The sequence below is a fragment of the Pseudomonas sp. GW823-FHT06B06 genome (assembly GCF_058795195.1).
Window position 1 is genome coordinate 114,860 of the sequence record NZ_JBXAHO010000016.1, and the last position, 15,567, is coordinate 130,426.

The 15,567-nt window shown below is 61.7% G+C and carries 10 protein-coding genes; 5 read left to right on the forward strand and 5 right to left on the reverse strand.

The features are described 5' to 3' along the window. The first annotated feature begins 18 nt into the window (after positions 1-18). Positions 19-912, forward strand: a complete 894-nt coding sequence (locus tag AC1Q8Q_RS16745; protein WP_020795383.1) for a DMT family transporter — start codon at positions 19-21, stop codon at positions 910-912. Here the strand turns inward: AC1Q8Q_RS16745 and AC1Q8Q_RS16750 are convergent. From AC1Q8Q_RS16750 to recQ, 4 genes are all read right to left on the reverse strand, one after another. Continuing rightward, positions 906-1,196 carry an Rdx family protein gene (locus AC1Q8Q_RS16750; RefSeq protein WP_020795384.1) on the reverse strand — a complete coding sequence of 97 codons (291 nt, stop codon included), beginning with the start codon at positions 1,194-1,196 and terminating at the stop codon, positions 906-908. The two genes, AC1Q8Q_RS16745 and AC1Q8Q_RS16750, sit on opposite strands and share 7 nt — an antisense overlap. Positions 1,197-1,324: 128 nt before the next feature. Further along, complete coding sequence (locus AC1Q8Q_RS16755) at positions 1,325-2,497, reverse strand: type IV pilus assembly protein FimV (RefSeq protein ID WP_020795385.1); 1,173 nt, start codon at positions 2,495-2,497, stop codon at positions 1,325-1,327. Positions 2,498-2,625: 128 nt separating this feature from the next. Continuing rightward, on the reverse strand, positions 2,626-3,060 hold the full coding sequence (locus tag AC1Q8Q_RS16760) for a MarR family transcriptional regulator (protein WP_020795386.1): 435 nt from the start codon (positions 3,058-3,060) through the stop codon (positions 2,626-2,628). 120 nt (positions 3,061-3,180) lie between these two features. Next, complete coding sequence (recQ, locus tag AC1Q8Q_RS16765) at positions 3,181-5,307, reverse strand: DNA helicase RecQ (RefSeq protein WP_020795387.1); 2,127 nt, start codon at positions 5,305-5,307, stop codon at positions 3,181-3,183. Between the two features lie 391 nt (positions 5,308-5,698). Here recQ and AC1Q8Q_RS16770 point away from each other — a divergent pair, with 391 nt between their 5' ends. The 4 genes from AC1Q8Q_RS16770 to lapD all read left to right on the forward strand — a co-directional run bounded on the left by AC1Q8Q_RS16770 (position 5,699) and on the right by lapD (position 9,442). Further along, on the forward strand, positions 5,699-6,286 hold the full coding sequence (locus tag AC1Q8Q_RS16770) for a UPF0149 family protein (protein ID WP_020795388.1): 588 nt from the start codon (positions 5,699-5,701) through the stop codon (positions 6,284-6,286). A gap of 10 nt (positions 6,287-6,296) precedes the next feature. Further along, the gene (locus AC1Q8Q_RS16775; protein ID WP_020795389.1) at positions 6,297-6,692 is read left to right on the forward strand and encodes a YbaN family protein; all 396 of its coding nucleotides are present in this window, start codon (positions 6,297-6,299) and stop codon (positions 6,690-6,692) included. 79 nt (positions 6,693-6,771) lie between these two features. After that, the gene (gene lapG, locus AC1Q8Q_RS16780; RefSeq protein ID WP_033045175.1) at positions 6,772-7,479 is read left to right on the forward strand and encodes a cysteine protease LapG; all 708 of its coding nucleotides are present in this window, start codon (positions 6,772-6,774) and stop codon (positions 7,477-7,479) included. 22 nt (positions 7,480-7,501) lie between these two features. Continuing rightward, a complete protein-coding gene (gene lapD, locus AC1Q8Q_RS16785; RefSeq protein ID WP_168757433.1) occupies positions 7,502-9,442 on the forward strand; it encodes a cyclic di-GMP receptor LapD in 1,941 nt (646 codons plus the stop codon). 213 nt (positions 9,443-9,655) lie between these two features. Here lapD and AC1Q8Q_RS16790 read toward each other — a convergent pair whose 3' ends face one another. Continuing rightward, on the reverse strand, positions 9,656-15,310 hold the full coding sequence (locus tag AC1Q8Q_RS16790) for a retention module-containing protein (RefSeq protein WP_492615271.1): 5,655 nt from the start codon (positions 15,308-15,310) through the stop codon (positions 9,656-9,658). Positions 15,311-15,567 lie beyond the last annotated feature (257 nt).

Consider the following 15,567-nt stretch of genomic DNA (forward strand, 5'->3'; position numbering starts at 1 on the left):
ACTTCCTCAAGGATTGCCATGACTCCCCGTACCGCCCTGGGCGCCCTGCATATCGGCGCATTGATGTTCGGCTTGACCGGCGTGTTCGGCAAACTTGCCGTCGCCTCTGCGTCAATCATCGTCTTCGGCCGGGCGGCGTTCGCGGTGCTGGCGCTGGCGTTCTTTGCACGCTTCGCCAGCCAGACCCGCTGGCAGAAACTCGAAGCCGTGGATGTGCGCCGACTGTTGCTCAGCGGTTTGCTGCTGGCCGGGCACTGGGTGAGCTTCTTCGTTTCGGTGAAGATCGCTGGCGTGGCCATCGCCACCCTGGGCTTTGCCAGCTTCCCGGCCTTTACCGTGATCCTTGAAGGGCTGATTTTCCGCGAGCGCATCCGCGCCAATGAAATCCTGCTGGTGGCACTGGTCAGTGTCGGGCTGGTGCTGGTCACGCCTGAGTTCGACTTGGGCAGTGGCGCCACCACCGGCCTGCTCTGGTCGATCGCCTCGGGCCTGCTGTTTTCCCTGTTGTCGCTGACCAACCGCGCCAGCTCCGCGCGCATCCCGCCGGTGCAGGCGGCGTTGTGCCAGAACGTGGTGGTCGGATTGTGCCTGCTACCGGCAGCGGCCCCCCACCTGAGCGAAGTGCGAGCCATCGACTGGCTGTGGATCGGCCTGCTCGGGGTGTTCTGCACCGGCGTTGCCCATAGCCTGTTTGTCGCCAGCCTGGCGGTGATCAAGGCGCGGACCGCTGCGGTGGTCTTCGCCCTTGAGCCGGTTTACGGGATCACCATGGCCTGGCTGTTATTCAATGAAAACCCGACCCTGCGCATGCTGCTTGGCGGCGCATTGATCATCGTCGCGATCATGGTGTCCAGCAGGCTTTCCAGCGGATCAGGCAAGAAAGCCGTTGCTGCGGAGGCGGTGTCTCACTGAGTGGTGCGATCGTTGTGGCCCAGGTCGCGGTCCGGATCGATCTGGTCGCGGACTCGCTGCTTGAGCACCTTGGCCTCGGGGAAACCGCCGTCTGCCTTGCGCTCCCAGAGCTGCACCTGATCACAGAAAATGTGAAAGACCCCGCCCGTGCCGGGCACCAGCGACACCTTGCCCAGGTCATCGCCAAAAGTGCTGAGCAGTTCCTGGGCCAGCCAGGCCGCACGCAAAAGCCACTGGCATTGGGTGCAATAGGTGATGACGATTTCCGGTTTGCTGGTGGTCATGATCGGCGCATTTCCTGAAACGGAGGGGACGACCATGATAACGGTCGTTATTGCCCGCGAAGAACGATAACGCGGTTTGGCAATTACACCGCAGCGCCTGGTTCGCCAGCAAGCCTGGCTCCTACGGGTTATCTGTTGGTTCGAAGGCTTTCGTCAAGGGAAGCGGGCTCGATGGTCCATTCGATTTCAGGTTCGGGTAACGCAGGCGCTTCGCAGGGCTGGATGTTTTCCATCGGGCCCAAATCCCAATTCGTATCCATCGACAAATCATCCAGATTCAACTGGAACTCCTCGGTGGGTGGCGGCTGCGAGGATGCTGCCGGGGCCAAGACCGTCGATGTAACGAGCGCGACCGGCGCAAGAGTGCGCGATTGAGGAGAATCCACGCGCACTTCCTGAAATGTCGGCCCAGCGTGCATTTCGGGTGGACTAGCCTGGGGGTGATGTGGTGATGGCTCTGGTGAAACCTGATCCTGCTGTCGTTGACGACGTCCCCATGCAAGCAGCAGCGCCACGGCCAACAGCGTCACAAACCCCAACATCCATAGCCAATTCACCCTTGGTTCCTCAACCACGACCGGCGCTGGCGCCACGGCAACCGGCGCAGCTGGCTCTGTCGGTGCCTGCTCGACCTCGGCCAATCGGGTTTGCAACTCGGCCACCTGCTTTTTCTCAACGGCGATTTGCTCGTCCTTTGCCTGTAGCTTCCCGTTAAGCTCATCGATGGTTGCCTGCATCTGCTGGTTGTGCAGGACTCTGGCGGCCAGTTGTTCAGCCAGGGGATTCGTTTCCGGGGCGGCGACAGGCGTCGCCGGCTGCACACTCGGAAATGCAGAAGCAGAACGATCCGGCGGCGGTTCATCGTCAATCGGCGCAATGTCCGCGGCGCCCGGAGGATCGATGAGCACGGTGTACTCGCGCAACAAGCGGCCATTGGGCTGGTCGAGCTGAACGAGAAAATCCAGGTAGGGTTCCTTCACCGGTTTGCTGGAGCTGACCCGGATCAGGCTGCGATCGCCTCGCAGGATGGGCGTGAATTTCAGGTCGTTGAGGAAAAACACACGCTCGACCCCGGCGCGGCTGAACTCGTCAGCCGTTGCCAGGCGGACCGACAACTCGCCCTCTTCCAGTCCGGCAGCATCCACCAGGGCGATGTCAGCGCGCAGCGGCTGATTCAAGGCCGAATGAAGGGTGATTTCACCCAGGCCCAACGCCGGCACCCAAGCCGAGTACGTGACGGCGGCACTGGCCAGCAACAGCCTGGCACCATACCGTACAACCAACAGCCGACTCTTGAGCATGAACATCCCTTAGGTAACCAAAAACCAATCTGCACGTGTTCGCGCATCCGGTACGAACACGATATTGCCGAGTAGTTCTTATAGTCTGCCCAATGCGCTCACTAAAAAGTCTGACGGGAAGCTTTGTCTCAGGATTTTTCGAGGTTGGCCAGAATGTGCCCATGAACCCGCATGCAGACCTTTACATCGGCCTCATCGACACCCTCGAAGAGTTCATGTCGCAGTTGGGTGGCAATGGTTTCAATTTGTTCGATCAGGGGAAGCGCCGGGGCACACAACACGATTTTTTTCGCCCGACGGTCTTCTACCACCGCCTGACGTTGCACCAGGCCCTGGCCTTCCAGGCTGTCGAGCAACCGAGCCAGGGTCGGTCCCTCGACACCGACGCTTTGCGCCAGCTCACGCTGGGTCGGGGCCTGTTCGAAGCGCGCCAGGTGCAGCAGCACCAGCCAGCGGGCCTGGGACAACCCCAGGCCGGCAAGACGACGGTCAAGCTCGGCACGCCAGCCACGCGACATCTGGGCCAGTTGCATGCCAAAACGGTGTTGATCGGTCAACGGCATAAAACACTCATGATCAGACTGAAATTAGGGAAATACTAATAATTAGTCAGCTAAGCATGAGCCTTGGCTGGAGGCAAGGCTTGTTCTGTACTGAATCGTTACATCAGCGGGACCGGGCGCTCAAAGTTCAAATTCGGACTGCAGGGCGGCGCGAATACAGTACAAAACCCCTTCCGGCACCCGACCGGCAAACAGCGCGGAAATTTCCGACACAGGTGGCAGTTCGCCCTCACCGTCGAGGAACGCATCCTGGACTTCGCCCATCAAGTCCTCCGGTAGATCCAGCGCCTGTTCCAGTGACAGCTGCTGTTTGCCAATGGCTTCGGCGAGCATGGTGTAGACGTTCTTTTCCGAGCATTGCAGCTGCCCGGCGATCTGCAACGGCGTCATGCCGGCACGCGCCAGGGAGATCAGCTCGTGGCGTAGGTCTGCCACCACTTTCGGTGCTTCGGCCTGGCCACCGAGGACTTCGAGGAAAGCCTCGCCATAACGCTCCAGCTTGCGCGCACCGACGCCACTGACACGGGCCATTTGCGCCAGCGAGGTGGGCTGGCTGCGCAGCATTTCCAGCAAGGTCGAGTCGGGAAAAATGACGTACGGCGGTACGCCATGTTCTTCGGCCAACTTGCGGCGCAGGGCACGCAGGGCTTCCCACTGTTCGCGCTCTTCGCCCCGGACGAGCTGGCTCGCCTGGCTCTTGCTGCTCTTGGCTGTGGTTTGCGCCTTCAGGTCGCGACGCAGCTCCAGGGTCACTTCGCCTTTGAGCAATGGCCGGCACGTGTCGCTCAGGCGCAGGCCGCCATAGCCTTCCAGATCGATGTCGGCCAGGCCACGGGCGACCAACTGGCGGAACAACGAACGCCACTCGCCTTCGGCCATCGCCTTGCCGACTCCGTACACCGAGAGGTGCTGATGCCCGAAGTTGCGCACCTTTTCGTTGTCCTTGCCCAGCAAGACATCCACCAGGTGTCCGACACCGTAGCGCTGGCCTGTCCGGTAGATCGCCGACAGCGCCTGGCGGGCGGGCTCTGTGGCGTCCCAGGTTTGCACGCCGTCGACACAGTTGTCGCAATGCCCGCAGGGCTCGGGCATTTCTTCGTCAAAGTAGGCCAGCAATGTCTGGCGACGGCAGCGGGTTTCCTCGCACAGCGACAGCATGGCATCGAGCTTGTGTTGCTCCAGACGCTTGTGGCGTTCGTCGCCTTCGGAGTTCTGCAACATTTGCTTGAGCATCACCACATCTTGCAGGCCGTAGGCCATCCAGGCGTCGGCCGGCAAACCGTCACGGCCGCCGCGTCCGGTTTCCTGGTAATAGGCCTCAAGCGACTTTGGCAAGTCGAGGTGAGCGACAAAGCGCACGTTGGGTTTGTCGATGCCCATGCCAAAGGCCACGGTCGCGACCATGATCAGGCCTTCCTCGTTGAGGAAGCGCTTCTGGTTGTGAGCGCGCAGATCGTTGGGCAGGCCGGCGTGATACGGCAGCGCCGGGAAACCTTGTTCAGTGAGGAACGCGGCCACTTCCTCGACTTTCTTGCGCGACAGGCAATAGACGATGCCGGCATCGCTGCGACGCTCGGCGAGAAACGCCAACAACTGCTTGCGCGGCTGTTCCTTGGGCACGATGCGATAAAAGATGTTCGGCCGGTCGAAGCTCGACAGGAAGCGCTCGGCGTCCTGCAGGTGCAGGCGTGTGACGATCTCTTCGCGGGTCCGCTTGTCGGCGGTGGCGGTCAGGGCGATGCGCGGGACGTCGGGGAACAGTTCCGCCAACTGGCCCAATTGCAGGTATTCCGGTCGAAAGTCATGGCCCCATTGGGACACGCAATGGGCTTCGTCGATGGCGAACAGCGAGATATCCAGCCCTTGCAGGAAGCTCAGCATGCGCGGCTGGACCAGACGCTCGGGTGCGAGGTAGAGCATTTTCACCTCGCCGCGCCGGATCCTTGCCGCCAGGTCACGCTGTTGTTCGGCACTGAGCGTTGAGTTCAATGCCGCAGCGGCCACACCGAGCTCTTCGAGGGTCGCGACCTGATCGTCCATCAGCGCGATCAACGGCGAAACCACGACCGCCAGGCCATCGCGCAACAGCGCCGGCACCTGGAAGCACAGGGATTTACCACCCCCGGTAGGCATCAGGACCAGGGCATCGCCGCCACTGGCCACGCGCTCAATGATTGCACCCTGGCGGCCACGGAAACTGTCGTAGCCGAAGATGTCCTTGAGGACGCGCTGAGCCTGTTCGAGCATAAAAACTCCAAAAATCACCGAAACATCCCTGCAAGGCTGGTACAGGACCCGCAACTTTGCACCGACAAATAGTAAGTACAGATTGCATGACGCTGTGTATTCGAGCCGCGAAGCCAGCAGGGCATCACAAAACGCGCGAGTATACCCGACCCCTGTCCGGCAAAGGGCGCCACTGAGAAGAGGGAATCAACATGAGTTCTATGTAGGAGCTGCCGCAGGCTGCGATCTTTTGATTTTGTTTTTTTGCAAGCAAGATCAAAAGATCGCAGCCTGCGGCAGCTCCTACGGGAAATGCGGTGTCCATTAGGGTGCAAATATGCCGTGCGGCTGGCCCAAGCGCTCAAGAAGGCCTAGAATTCCCGCATCGAATATTCCCCAAGGTAGCCCTTTAATGTCCTTCGCTGAGCAACTAACCCGCCTGCAAGTCTTCCTCGACGCCGATGAACTGCATGACGAGGCGCTGGACTACGTGGCCGCCCACGGCTACCTCACCGCGCTGTCGATCTGTTCCGAAGTCGTTCCCGATCGTGAATGGATCGATGCCCTCTTCGCTGAAGAGCCGCATTACAGTAGCGAAGCCCAGCGCGAAGAGATCGAAGCCACGCTGATCGGCCTTAAAGCCCACATCGCCCGTCAACTGGCCTCCGATGAAGAGTTCGAGCTGCCGTGCGACCTGGACCTGGGCGAAGACCCGGACGATTCCGACCTGCGCGGCTGGTGCATCGGTTTCATGGAAGGCGTATTCCTGCGCGAAGAAGCCTGGTTCGAAACCGCCGAAGACGAAGTCAGCGAAATGCTGCTGCCGATCATGGTCGGTTCGGGCCTGTTCGACGAGCAACCGGAATTCTCCGACATTGCCGCGGACGCCAACCTGATGGACGACATGATCGTGCAGATCCCGGAAGCCCTGACCGCGCTGTACCTGCTGTGCAACGCACCGGACGAGAAACCGGCGATCCTCAAGCCACGTCACCACTAAGGTTTTGCCTATGGACAACCCCATAGGCAACCGCTCCCTGATGTTGCGCTACGTGCTGCTGGCTATCGGCTGGCTGAGCGTAGCGCTGGGGGTGCTCGGGATTTTCCTGCCGGTGTTGCCCACCACGCCCTTCCTGTTGCTGGCAGCAGCCTGCTTCGCCCGCAGTTCTCCGCGTTTCTATCATTGGCTGGTGGGGCACCCGCGGCTCGGGCCGTGGATCCGTGACTACCTCGAGGGTAACGGCATTCCGCTCAAGGGCAAGGTCTACGCCATCGGCCTGATGTGGACCAGCATCCTGTTCTCCTGCTACCTGGTGCCAATGCCTTGGGCCCGAGGGTTCATGCTGACCAGTGCGGTGTTGGTGACCCTGTACATCCTTCGGCAGAAAACCCTGCGTAAATCCTGACGGCTACTCCCCCGCCCAAGGGTCGACGCCTACCCAACCACCACCTAGACTTCATCTCTCTGCATTCGAGCAGCCAGGCATGCCACGAAGTCCGGGTGGTCCAGAATGGTCAACATTCCGACTTCGGTTTGGCGCATGGCTGTTGCTGGTCAGTTTTCCTTTGGTTGTACCTGGCAGTGCCTGGCCCCGCTGGGATTTCGCGCAGATCGCGCAAACCGCCGAAAAGCGTTATGCCCGCCTGGGACCGACACAGGGACGTATCCAGTCCTGGAGTGAAATGCTGCAAGGCGAACGCAACCTGCCCGAGCAGGAGCAATTGAAGGCGGTGAATCGCTACTTCAACCAGCAGCTGGATTTCCAGGACGATGCTCGCATCTGGCACCAGAATGATTACTGGGCCACGCCGGTCGAGGCGCTGATCAAGGCCGCCGGCGATTGCGAAGACTACGCCCTGGCGAAATATTTCAGCCTGCGCCAGCTGGGCATTCCCAGCGACAAGCTGCGCATTACCTATGTGAAGGCCCTGACCCAAAACCAGGCGCACATGGTGCTGACTTATTACAGCAGCCCCGGCGCCGAACCGCTGGTGCTCGACAACCTGATCGGCGAAATTCGCCCCGCTTCGCAGCGCAAGGACCTGTTGCCGGTGTATGCGTTCAACGCCGAAGGCCTGTACCTGCCCGGCAAGCCTGGTAACCAGCGCAGCGGCGACTCGAAAAAGTTGTCTCGCTGGCAAGATGTCTTGCAAAAAATGCAAGCCGAAGGATTCGCCGTGGGCGACGGTTAGCCGCCACGCCAAGGAGCGCTTGATGAAACTGCGCAACCAGTTGTTTCTCGCCATCTGCCTGTTCTTGCTGGTGGCCTTCAGCGGCAGTTTTTATGCCAGCCTGGAAAGTTCTCGCGAGCAGACGCTTGGGCAGTTGCGCGCCCACGCCCAGGACGCCGCAACCGCTCTGGGCCTGACCTTGACCACACAAATCGACGACCCGGCCATGATGGAGTTGATGGTCAGTTCGATTTTCGACAGTGGCTATTTCAGCGATATCCGCGTCACCCACCTCGAGAATCGGCAGGTGTTGGTGCAGCGCAGCAACCCTGAACAAATCGATGGCGTGCCTGGCTGGTTCGTCAACCTGGTTAATTTGCGTCCCGAGGGTGGCGATGCACTGATCACCCGGGGCTGGCAACAGGTGGCGCGGGTCGAAGTGTTGAGCAATCCACAATTCGCCCTGGCCAAACTCTGGGACAGCACACTGGGCAGTCTTGTCTGGCTGCTGCTCTGCGGGCTGCTCAGTGCGGTGTTTGGCGGCTGGTTGCTGCGTCGACAATTTCGTCCGCTCGACAGCATGGTCCGCCAGGCCGAAGCCATCAGCAAACGCGAGTTTCTCAGCTTGCCGACGCTACCACGCACACCGGAATTGAAACGTGTAGTGCTGGCGATGAACCAGATGGTCGAGAAACTCAAGACGCTGTTCGCCGAAGAGGCTGCGCGCAGTGAAAAACTGCTCAACGAATCCTATCAGGACAGCCTGACAGGGCTGGCCAACCGGCGATTGCTCGACGAACAACTGGCCGATCAATTACTGGTCACCGAGCAAAATGGCGACGGTCACCTGCTGATGCTACGGCTAAACGACCTGGCCGGCCTCAATCAACGCCTCGGCGGGCAGCGCACCGATGCGTTGATCCGCGCGGTCGGCGAATTGCTCAAGCGCCTGACTCAAGTTCCGCAACGTCGCACCTGGCTGGCAGCACGCAATCGCGGGGGCGAATTCAGCCTGATGGCACCGGACCTCGATACCGAGGATGCAACACGCCTGGCCGCCGAGATCAGCGCCACCCTGGAGAACCTGCGCCTGACCGGTGAAAGTGATTGCATGCCTGTCGCCCATCTGGGCATCGTCGCCTTCCACCCCGGCGATCCGGCAAGCCACGTACTGCATCAACTGGACCAGGCACTGAACGAAGCCCGGCAGCATCCCGAGCGCCCCTGGGCCGTGTTGGGCCGTAGCGACAGTGCGCCAAAGCTGGCACAACAGCACTGGCATGCCTGGCTCGACGACGCCCTGAACGAAGGTAAACTGCAGTTGTATTTCCAACCGGTGGTGCAATGCGCCGACACCCACCAGGTGCTGCATCACAAAGTCCTCGCACGCCTGCTCGATCCACAGGGCGAAGCGATTGCCGCCGGCCAGTTCTTGCCGTGGATCGAGCGTTTTGGCTGGTCGGCGCGATTCGACCTGGCGATGCTTGAAGCCACCCTCGAATACCTCATCATCAACCGTTTGCCCCTGGCGTTGAGCCTGTCCGGCAGCACCTTGCGCGATCAGGCGCAGGTGCAACTGATCCTCGACATGCTCGAATCCCTGCCGGAACTGGCGCCCTTGCTGACCCTGGAAATCGATGAGCGCCAACTGCCGCCGCCGGACCAGTTGCAACGCTTGAGCCACAGCCTGCTCGACACCGGTTACCGTATCGGGTTGCAGCATTTTGGCGGTCATTTCAGCCAGATTGGCAACCTCACTCAACTGGGATTGGCGTACCTTAAAATCGACGGGGCCTATATCCGTGGCATCGATGAGGAGACCGACAAACAGTTGTTCATCGAGGCGATTTGCCGCACGACCCACAGCATCGACTTACCCTTGATAGCCGAGAGAGTGGAAACCCAAGGCGAGCTGGAAACGATCAAGGCACTGGGGGTACATGGCGTGATGGGGCGTTTGATCGGACAGCCGCTGCCGATGTGATTTGCAAAGGTTCGCACACAGAAAAAACCGCAGCCCCTTGCACAGGGACTGTGGTTTTTTGGGCTTATCCCCTGTAGGAGCGAGCATGCTCGCGATGATCTCAAGTGCACCGCGTGCATCCAGGATCCCCGCGTCATCGTTGACGTCCATCGCGAGCATGCTCGCTCCTACAGGGATATCGGCGTTCAACCAGTTTTTCATTGCGGTTTCAGGTCACACGGTATCCACCTTCAGCGAGTGGTCATTGAGCATACCGTTGATGATGGTGGCCGTGTCCGCGCCGCCGATGACCCCGCCCGCCCCCGGCGTCACCCCATAGTGACTGGCCAGGTTGACACCCGCCAGGTCGATGGTCTGGTTCGGCGCCGCGCCAGCCATGGCACTGACGTCGATGCTGGTCACCAGAGAAGCGCCGCTGCCGCTGACGGTGAAGTGCAGGTAGTCATCCAGTGAGGCGGCGGTACTGTTCTCCCCTTGCAGCAGTTGCGACAGGTCGAGCTTGTCGGCCCCCGGCGTAAAGTCGGTGATGACGTCGTGGCCGCTGTTGCCGTTGAGCCACTGGAAGGTATCGGCGCCGCTGCCGCCGGTCAGGGAGTTGTTGCCCAACCCGCCGATCAGGAAGTCGTCGCCACCCTCGCCGTTGAGCACGTCGTTGCCCAGGCCGCCGGTGATGAGGTTGCCGTTGTTGTCTCCCGTGAGGGCATCATTGAAGTTGGAGCCGGTCAGGTTTTCGATGGCGGTCAAGGTGTCAGTGCCGGCACCGAAGGTGTCCTGTGCGCCGGTCTCGCCGAGATTGACCGTGACGCCGGCAGTGGCGTGGGCATAACTGGCGGTGTCGATGCCCGTACCACCATCGAGCAGATCGTTGCCAAGGCCGCTGTACAGCAAGTCATTGCCGTCACCGGCATGGATGATGGCGTCGCCATTGCCGGCTACCAGCGTGTCATCCCCCGCTGTCCCGGTGAGGGTGTGGCCATCCTGGTAGCTGATGTCGCTGCCGCCATGGTTATCGCTGGCGCTGTAGGTGTCATGGTTGTCCGGTGCCATGTCGTGGGCCCCGGAGTAATCGACGGTCATCTTCAACTGGTAGTTTTCAACAGCACTTGCACTTGGGGCCGGACCATCAGGGAGGCTGGTGACGTGGATGTGATAGGTCGCATCCGAGGTCGCCGTGATGGTCTGGTCGTCAGCGATGGCGATGTAGGCGCCATCATTGATCGAGTACTCCAGGCTGATGTGCCCGGCTGTGAGGTTGTGATCCAGGTTGAGGGTTTCCCCCTGTTTGAGATTGACGGTGATCAGGTCATGGTCGTGGTTGCCGTTGACTGACCCAAGCGCTCCGCTGACCACCAGCACTGCAGTCATGGCTGCCGTATTGGCGACGAACGCACTGCGGGCAATGGCGGCATTGCTGCCGGTCAGGCTGTAGATCTGTTGGGTCCCGGTAAAGTCCGCGCCTTTGGCTATCAGGTCCTGACCGTCCTGGTTCAGGTTTTTGGCGTAGACGGTCACGTCGCTGTCGCAGGACGGCACGAGGCTGCTGTTGTGCACGTCGATGGTCACGGTGGTGGTGCTTTCGTCACCGTCACCATCGCGCAGGGTGTAGGTGAACACGTCGCTCGCGCCCGGGCCGCTGACCGAGTTCGGGTAGCTGTGGTACAGCGCATTGCCCGCGGCATCCAGCGTCAGGTAGCCGTAGGCGCCGTTGATCTGGCTGTTCAGGCCGCCATGTACCGGGGTCGAAGTGTCGTCGCCGGCACGCACGCCGACCACGCCGCCGCCGGCGAACTGACCATCGGCTCCTACGTGGTCGTTCCACAACACATTGCCGCCGATGTAGCCGCCCTCTCCCACCGAGGTGGCATCGGCGATAGCGGTCGGTACGTCATCGACGATGTTGACCACGATGGTGCTGGTGGCGATGTTGCCCAGGGCGTCGGTGGCCTGGTAGGTAAAACTTTCCTGCAGGGTGTTGGCGCCGTCGTTGGCCGCCGGCGTGGTGCTGGCCGGGCCAGCGAGGGTGTAGGTGTAGCTGCCGTCGGGGTGCAGCAGCAGTTGGCCGTAGGTGCCGATGGCGTTGCTGACCAGGCTGTAGGTGATGGCGCCGCTGCCGCCATGGACCGCACCGACCAGGGTGCCACTGGCGATTTCGCCGGTGTTGCACGGCTGGGCCAGGGCATTTTCGTACACGGTGACGTCCTGATCGCTGGCTGCGACCAGGCAGCTGTTGTGCACGTCGATGATGATGGTGGTGGTGCTTTCGTCACCGTCACCGTCACGCAAGGTGTAGGTGAACACGTCGCTCGCACCCGGGCCGCTCACTGAGTTCGGGTAGCTGTGGTACAGCGCGTTGCCCGCGGCATCCAGGGTCAGGTAGCCGTAGGTGCCGTTGATCTGGCTGTTCAGGCCGCCATGCACCGGGGTCGAGGTGTCCCCGCCTGCACGCACGCCGACCACGCCGCCGCCGGCGAACTGGCCGTCGGCCCCCGCGTTGTCGTTCCACAGCACATTGCCGCCGATGTAGCTGCCCTCTCCCACCGAGGTGTGGTCGATGTTAGCGGTGGGCACGTCATCGACGATGTTGATCACGATGGTGCTGGTGGCGACATTGCCCTGGGCATCTGTGGCCTGGTAGGTGAAGCTTTCGTGCAGGGTGTTGCCGCCGTCGTTGGCCTGCGGCATGGTGCTGGCCGGTGAGGTCAGGGTGTAGGTGTAGCTGCCGTCGGGGTGCAACAACAGCTGGCCGTAGGTACCGATGGCATTGCTGAGCAGGCTGTAGGTGATGGCACCGCTGCCGCCGTGAACCGCGCCGACCAGGGTGCCGCTGGCGGTTTCGACCGGGCTGCTCGGCTGGCTGCCATTCACGTTGCCGGGGGCCAGGTCCTGGCCGTCCTGGTGCAGGTCCAGGGCTTTTTCGTAGACGGTCACGTCGTGGTCGCTGGTCGCCACAAAGCAACTGTTGTGCACGTCGATCGTGACGGTGGTGGTGCTTTCGTCACCGTCGGCATCGCGCAGGGTATAGGTGAACACGTCGCTCGCACCCGGGCCGCTGACCGAGTTCGGGTAGCTGTGGTACACGGCGTTGCCCGCGGCATCCAGCGTCAGGTAGCCGTAGGTGCCGTTGATCTGGCTGTTCAGGCCGCCATGCACCGGGGTCGAAGTGTCATCGCCGGCACGCACGCCGACCACGCCACCGCCAGCGAACTGACCATCGGCTCCTACGTGGTCGTTCCACAGCACATTGCCGCCGATGTAGCCGCCCTCTCCCACCGAGGCTATATCGGGAGTAGCGATCGGCACGTCATCGACGATATTGATCACGATGGTGCTGGTCGCAACATTGCCCTGGCTGTCGGTGACCTGGTACGTGAAGCTTTCGTGCAGGGTGTTGGCACCATCGTTGACCTGCGGCATGGTGCTGGCCGGTGAGGTCAGGGTGTAGGTGTAGCTGCCGTCGGAGTTCAGCAGCAGTTGGCCGTAGGTGCCGATGGCGTTGCTGAGCAGACTGTAGGTGATGGCGCCACTGGCACCATGGACCGAGCCGACCAGGGTGCCGCTGGCGGTTTCACCGGCGCTACTCGGCTGGCTGCCATTCACGCTGCCGGGGGCCAGGTCCTGGCCGTCCTGGTGCAAGTCCAGGGCTTTTTCGTAGACGGTCACGTCGTGGTCGCTGGTCGCCACAAAGCAACTGTTGTGCACGTCGATCGTGACGGTGGTGGTGCTTTCGTCACCGTCGGCATCGCGCAGGGTATAGGTGAACACGTCGCTCGCACCCGGGCCGCTCACCGAGTTCGGGTAGCTGTGGTACACGGCGTTGCCTGCGGCATCCAGCGTCAGGTAGCCGTAGGTGCCGTTGATCTGGCTGTTCAGGCCGCCATGCACCGGGGTCGAGGTATCTGCGCCGGCGCGCACGCCGACCACGCCACCGCCGGAGCCATCGGCACCGCCGACGTCATTCCACAGTACGTTGCCGGTGACAGTGCCGCCCTCGACCACCGAGGTCGCATCGGGTTTGGCGGTCGGCAAGTCGTCGACGATCTTGACGTTGATTTCCCCACGCGCCTCGCTGCCATCGGCATCGATGGCGATGACCTCGAAGTTCTCGCTGACGCTGTTGGCGCCGTCGGCGTTGGGGTGGGTCTCGGTGTAGTTCAGGGTGTAGCTGTAGCTCACCACGCCGGTGGCAGGGTCAAAGCCGGTGACGGTCAGGGTGCTGCCCAACCAGGTACTGCCGGAGATCGGCAACGGCTGCACCACGCCACCGCTGATGATCGAGACGCCGGAAATGCTCAGGCTCTGCAGGCCGTCCGGGGCGATGACGGTGAAGGTCCCGTGCTGGGTCAGCGCCGGGGCATCGGGGTCGCTGCCGTACATGAGGTTTTTTTCGTAGACGGTCAGTTCGCCGCCTGCGACGTCCAGGCCGCCGAGGGTCACCCCGTCATCGTTGTTGTGCACGTTCAGCACCAGGTTGGCAGTACTGGTATCGCCGTCGGCGTCGGTCAGGGTGTAGGTGAAGGTCTCGGTGCCATTGCCGCCCGCGTGCAAGGCCTTGAAGTCGGCATCGCCGGGATTGAGGGTATAGGTGTAGGTGCCATTGGCGTTGAGCACCAGGGTGCCGTAGGTGCCGATGAACGTGCCGGGGGTGATTGGGCCGCTGTTGGGTCCGATCGCTACACGGTCGGCACCTTGCACGTCATTGCCCAGGACGCTGCCTTCGAGGGTGAGTCGGATTTCCGAGGCGGTGTCGAGGTTGTTGTCATCGTTCGCCTTGGGCATGTCGTCGACGATGGTGACGTCCAGGGAACCGGTGGCGGAGTCGCCATTGCTGTCACCGGCAATCACGGTGAAGTGTTCGCTGAGTTGAGTGCCGTCGCCGCTCGAATGGTTTTCGTTGTCGTTGAGGGTGTAGCTGTAACTCACTACGCCTGTTGTTGGGTTGTACCCGGTGATGGTCAGGGTGCTGCCCAGCGGCGTAATGATCGACTGCGGAAAACCGTTGGCTACGCCAGCGCTGATCACGGCGATCCCACCGATGCTCAGGCTGGTCAGCCCGTCAGGCGCCGTGACGGTGAAGGTGCCGTTCTGGGTCAGTGCGGCGGGATTGCTTGCCGAACCGTCAGGCAGGTTGGCTTCGTTGACGGTCAGTTCACCACCCTCCACTGACAGACCATCGAGGGTGACCGGATGGTTCACCGGTGGCGTGATGACCGGGGGCAAGACTTCAGGTGGCGTGACGACAGGTGGCGTGACATCCGGGGGTATGACGGCTGGCGGCGTGACCTCCGACGATGGGACTTCGGGCAGTGTGACCACTGGCGGTGTAATCAGCGGCGCAGGCTCAGCGTTGTCAGAGTTGTTATCGCCGTCGTGCCGTGCAAGCGGGAACTCTGGAATGCCATTGAACCCGGCGGTGGGGAAGCCAATGGTCGGCTCGACCCGCCCCCCGACTTCCTCGAGCATGACGAAACTGTGGCCCCCACCCTGTGCTCCATCGGCAGGTTCGGTCGAACCCGGGCCGGCCGCCGTCGCTTCGGCGGTCTGGGTTGGGTCGTCACCGGCGGCGATGGCTTTTTGCAATTGCTCGACATCGGTCAACTGTGCCTGGCTCGGAGTCGTCGCTTCAGCCGGCTCCACATGGGGCGACGAATGCGCCAACAACTGGGCGGTCATTTGCAGGCTACTGCCGCGACCCAGCGTCAGTTCCTGGCCATTTTGCAGATGCACCGCCACTGCGCCTTCGGCCCCGGTCACCAGTTGATCGCCGGCAAACAACCGGTCCCCCTCGATCAACACTCGACGGGTGCCGTCACCCGCCACCGCGAAGACCTGACCGATAACCTTGCTGACGATACCGATGAGCGTAGCCATGTGCATTCCCTCCGCTGCCAACGCTTTGTCGGCACCCTGTCTGAATGCGGAGAACATGCCTGTGGGCTCAATTGGATTCCCTGGCGAATTGTGTGCGCTGTCCGCGATCTCGATAAACCCTTTGCAATCAATGGCATTGGGCTAGCCGCCTCTACAACGTCATCCACCAGCGTTGCGTAACAGTCCTGAATCACATTGGCGACAAAAAACCGTCACCCCAGTCTGCGCCGCATCCCTCCCCTCCAGCACCTCTCCGT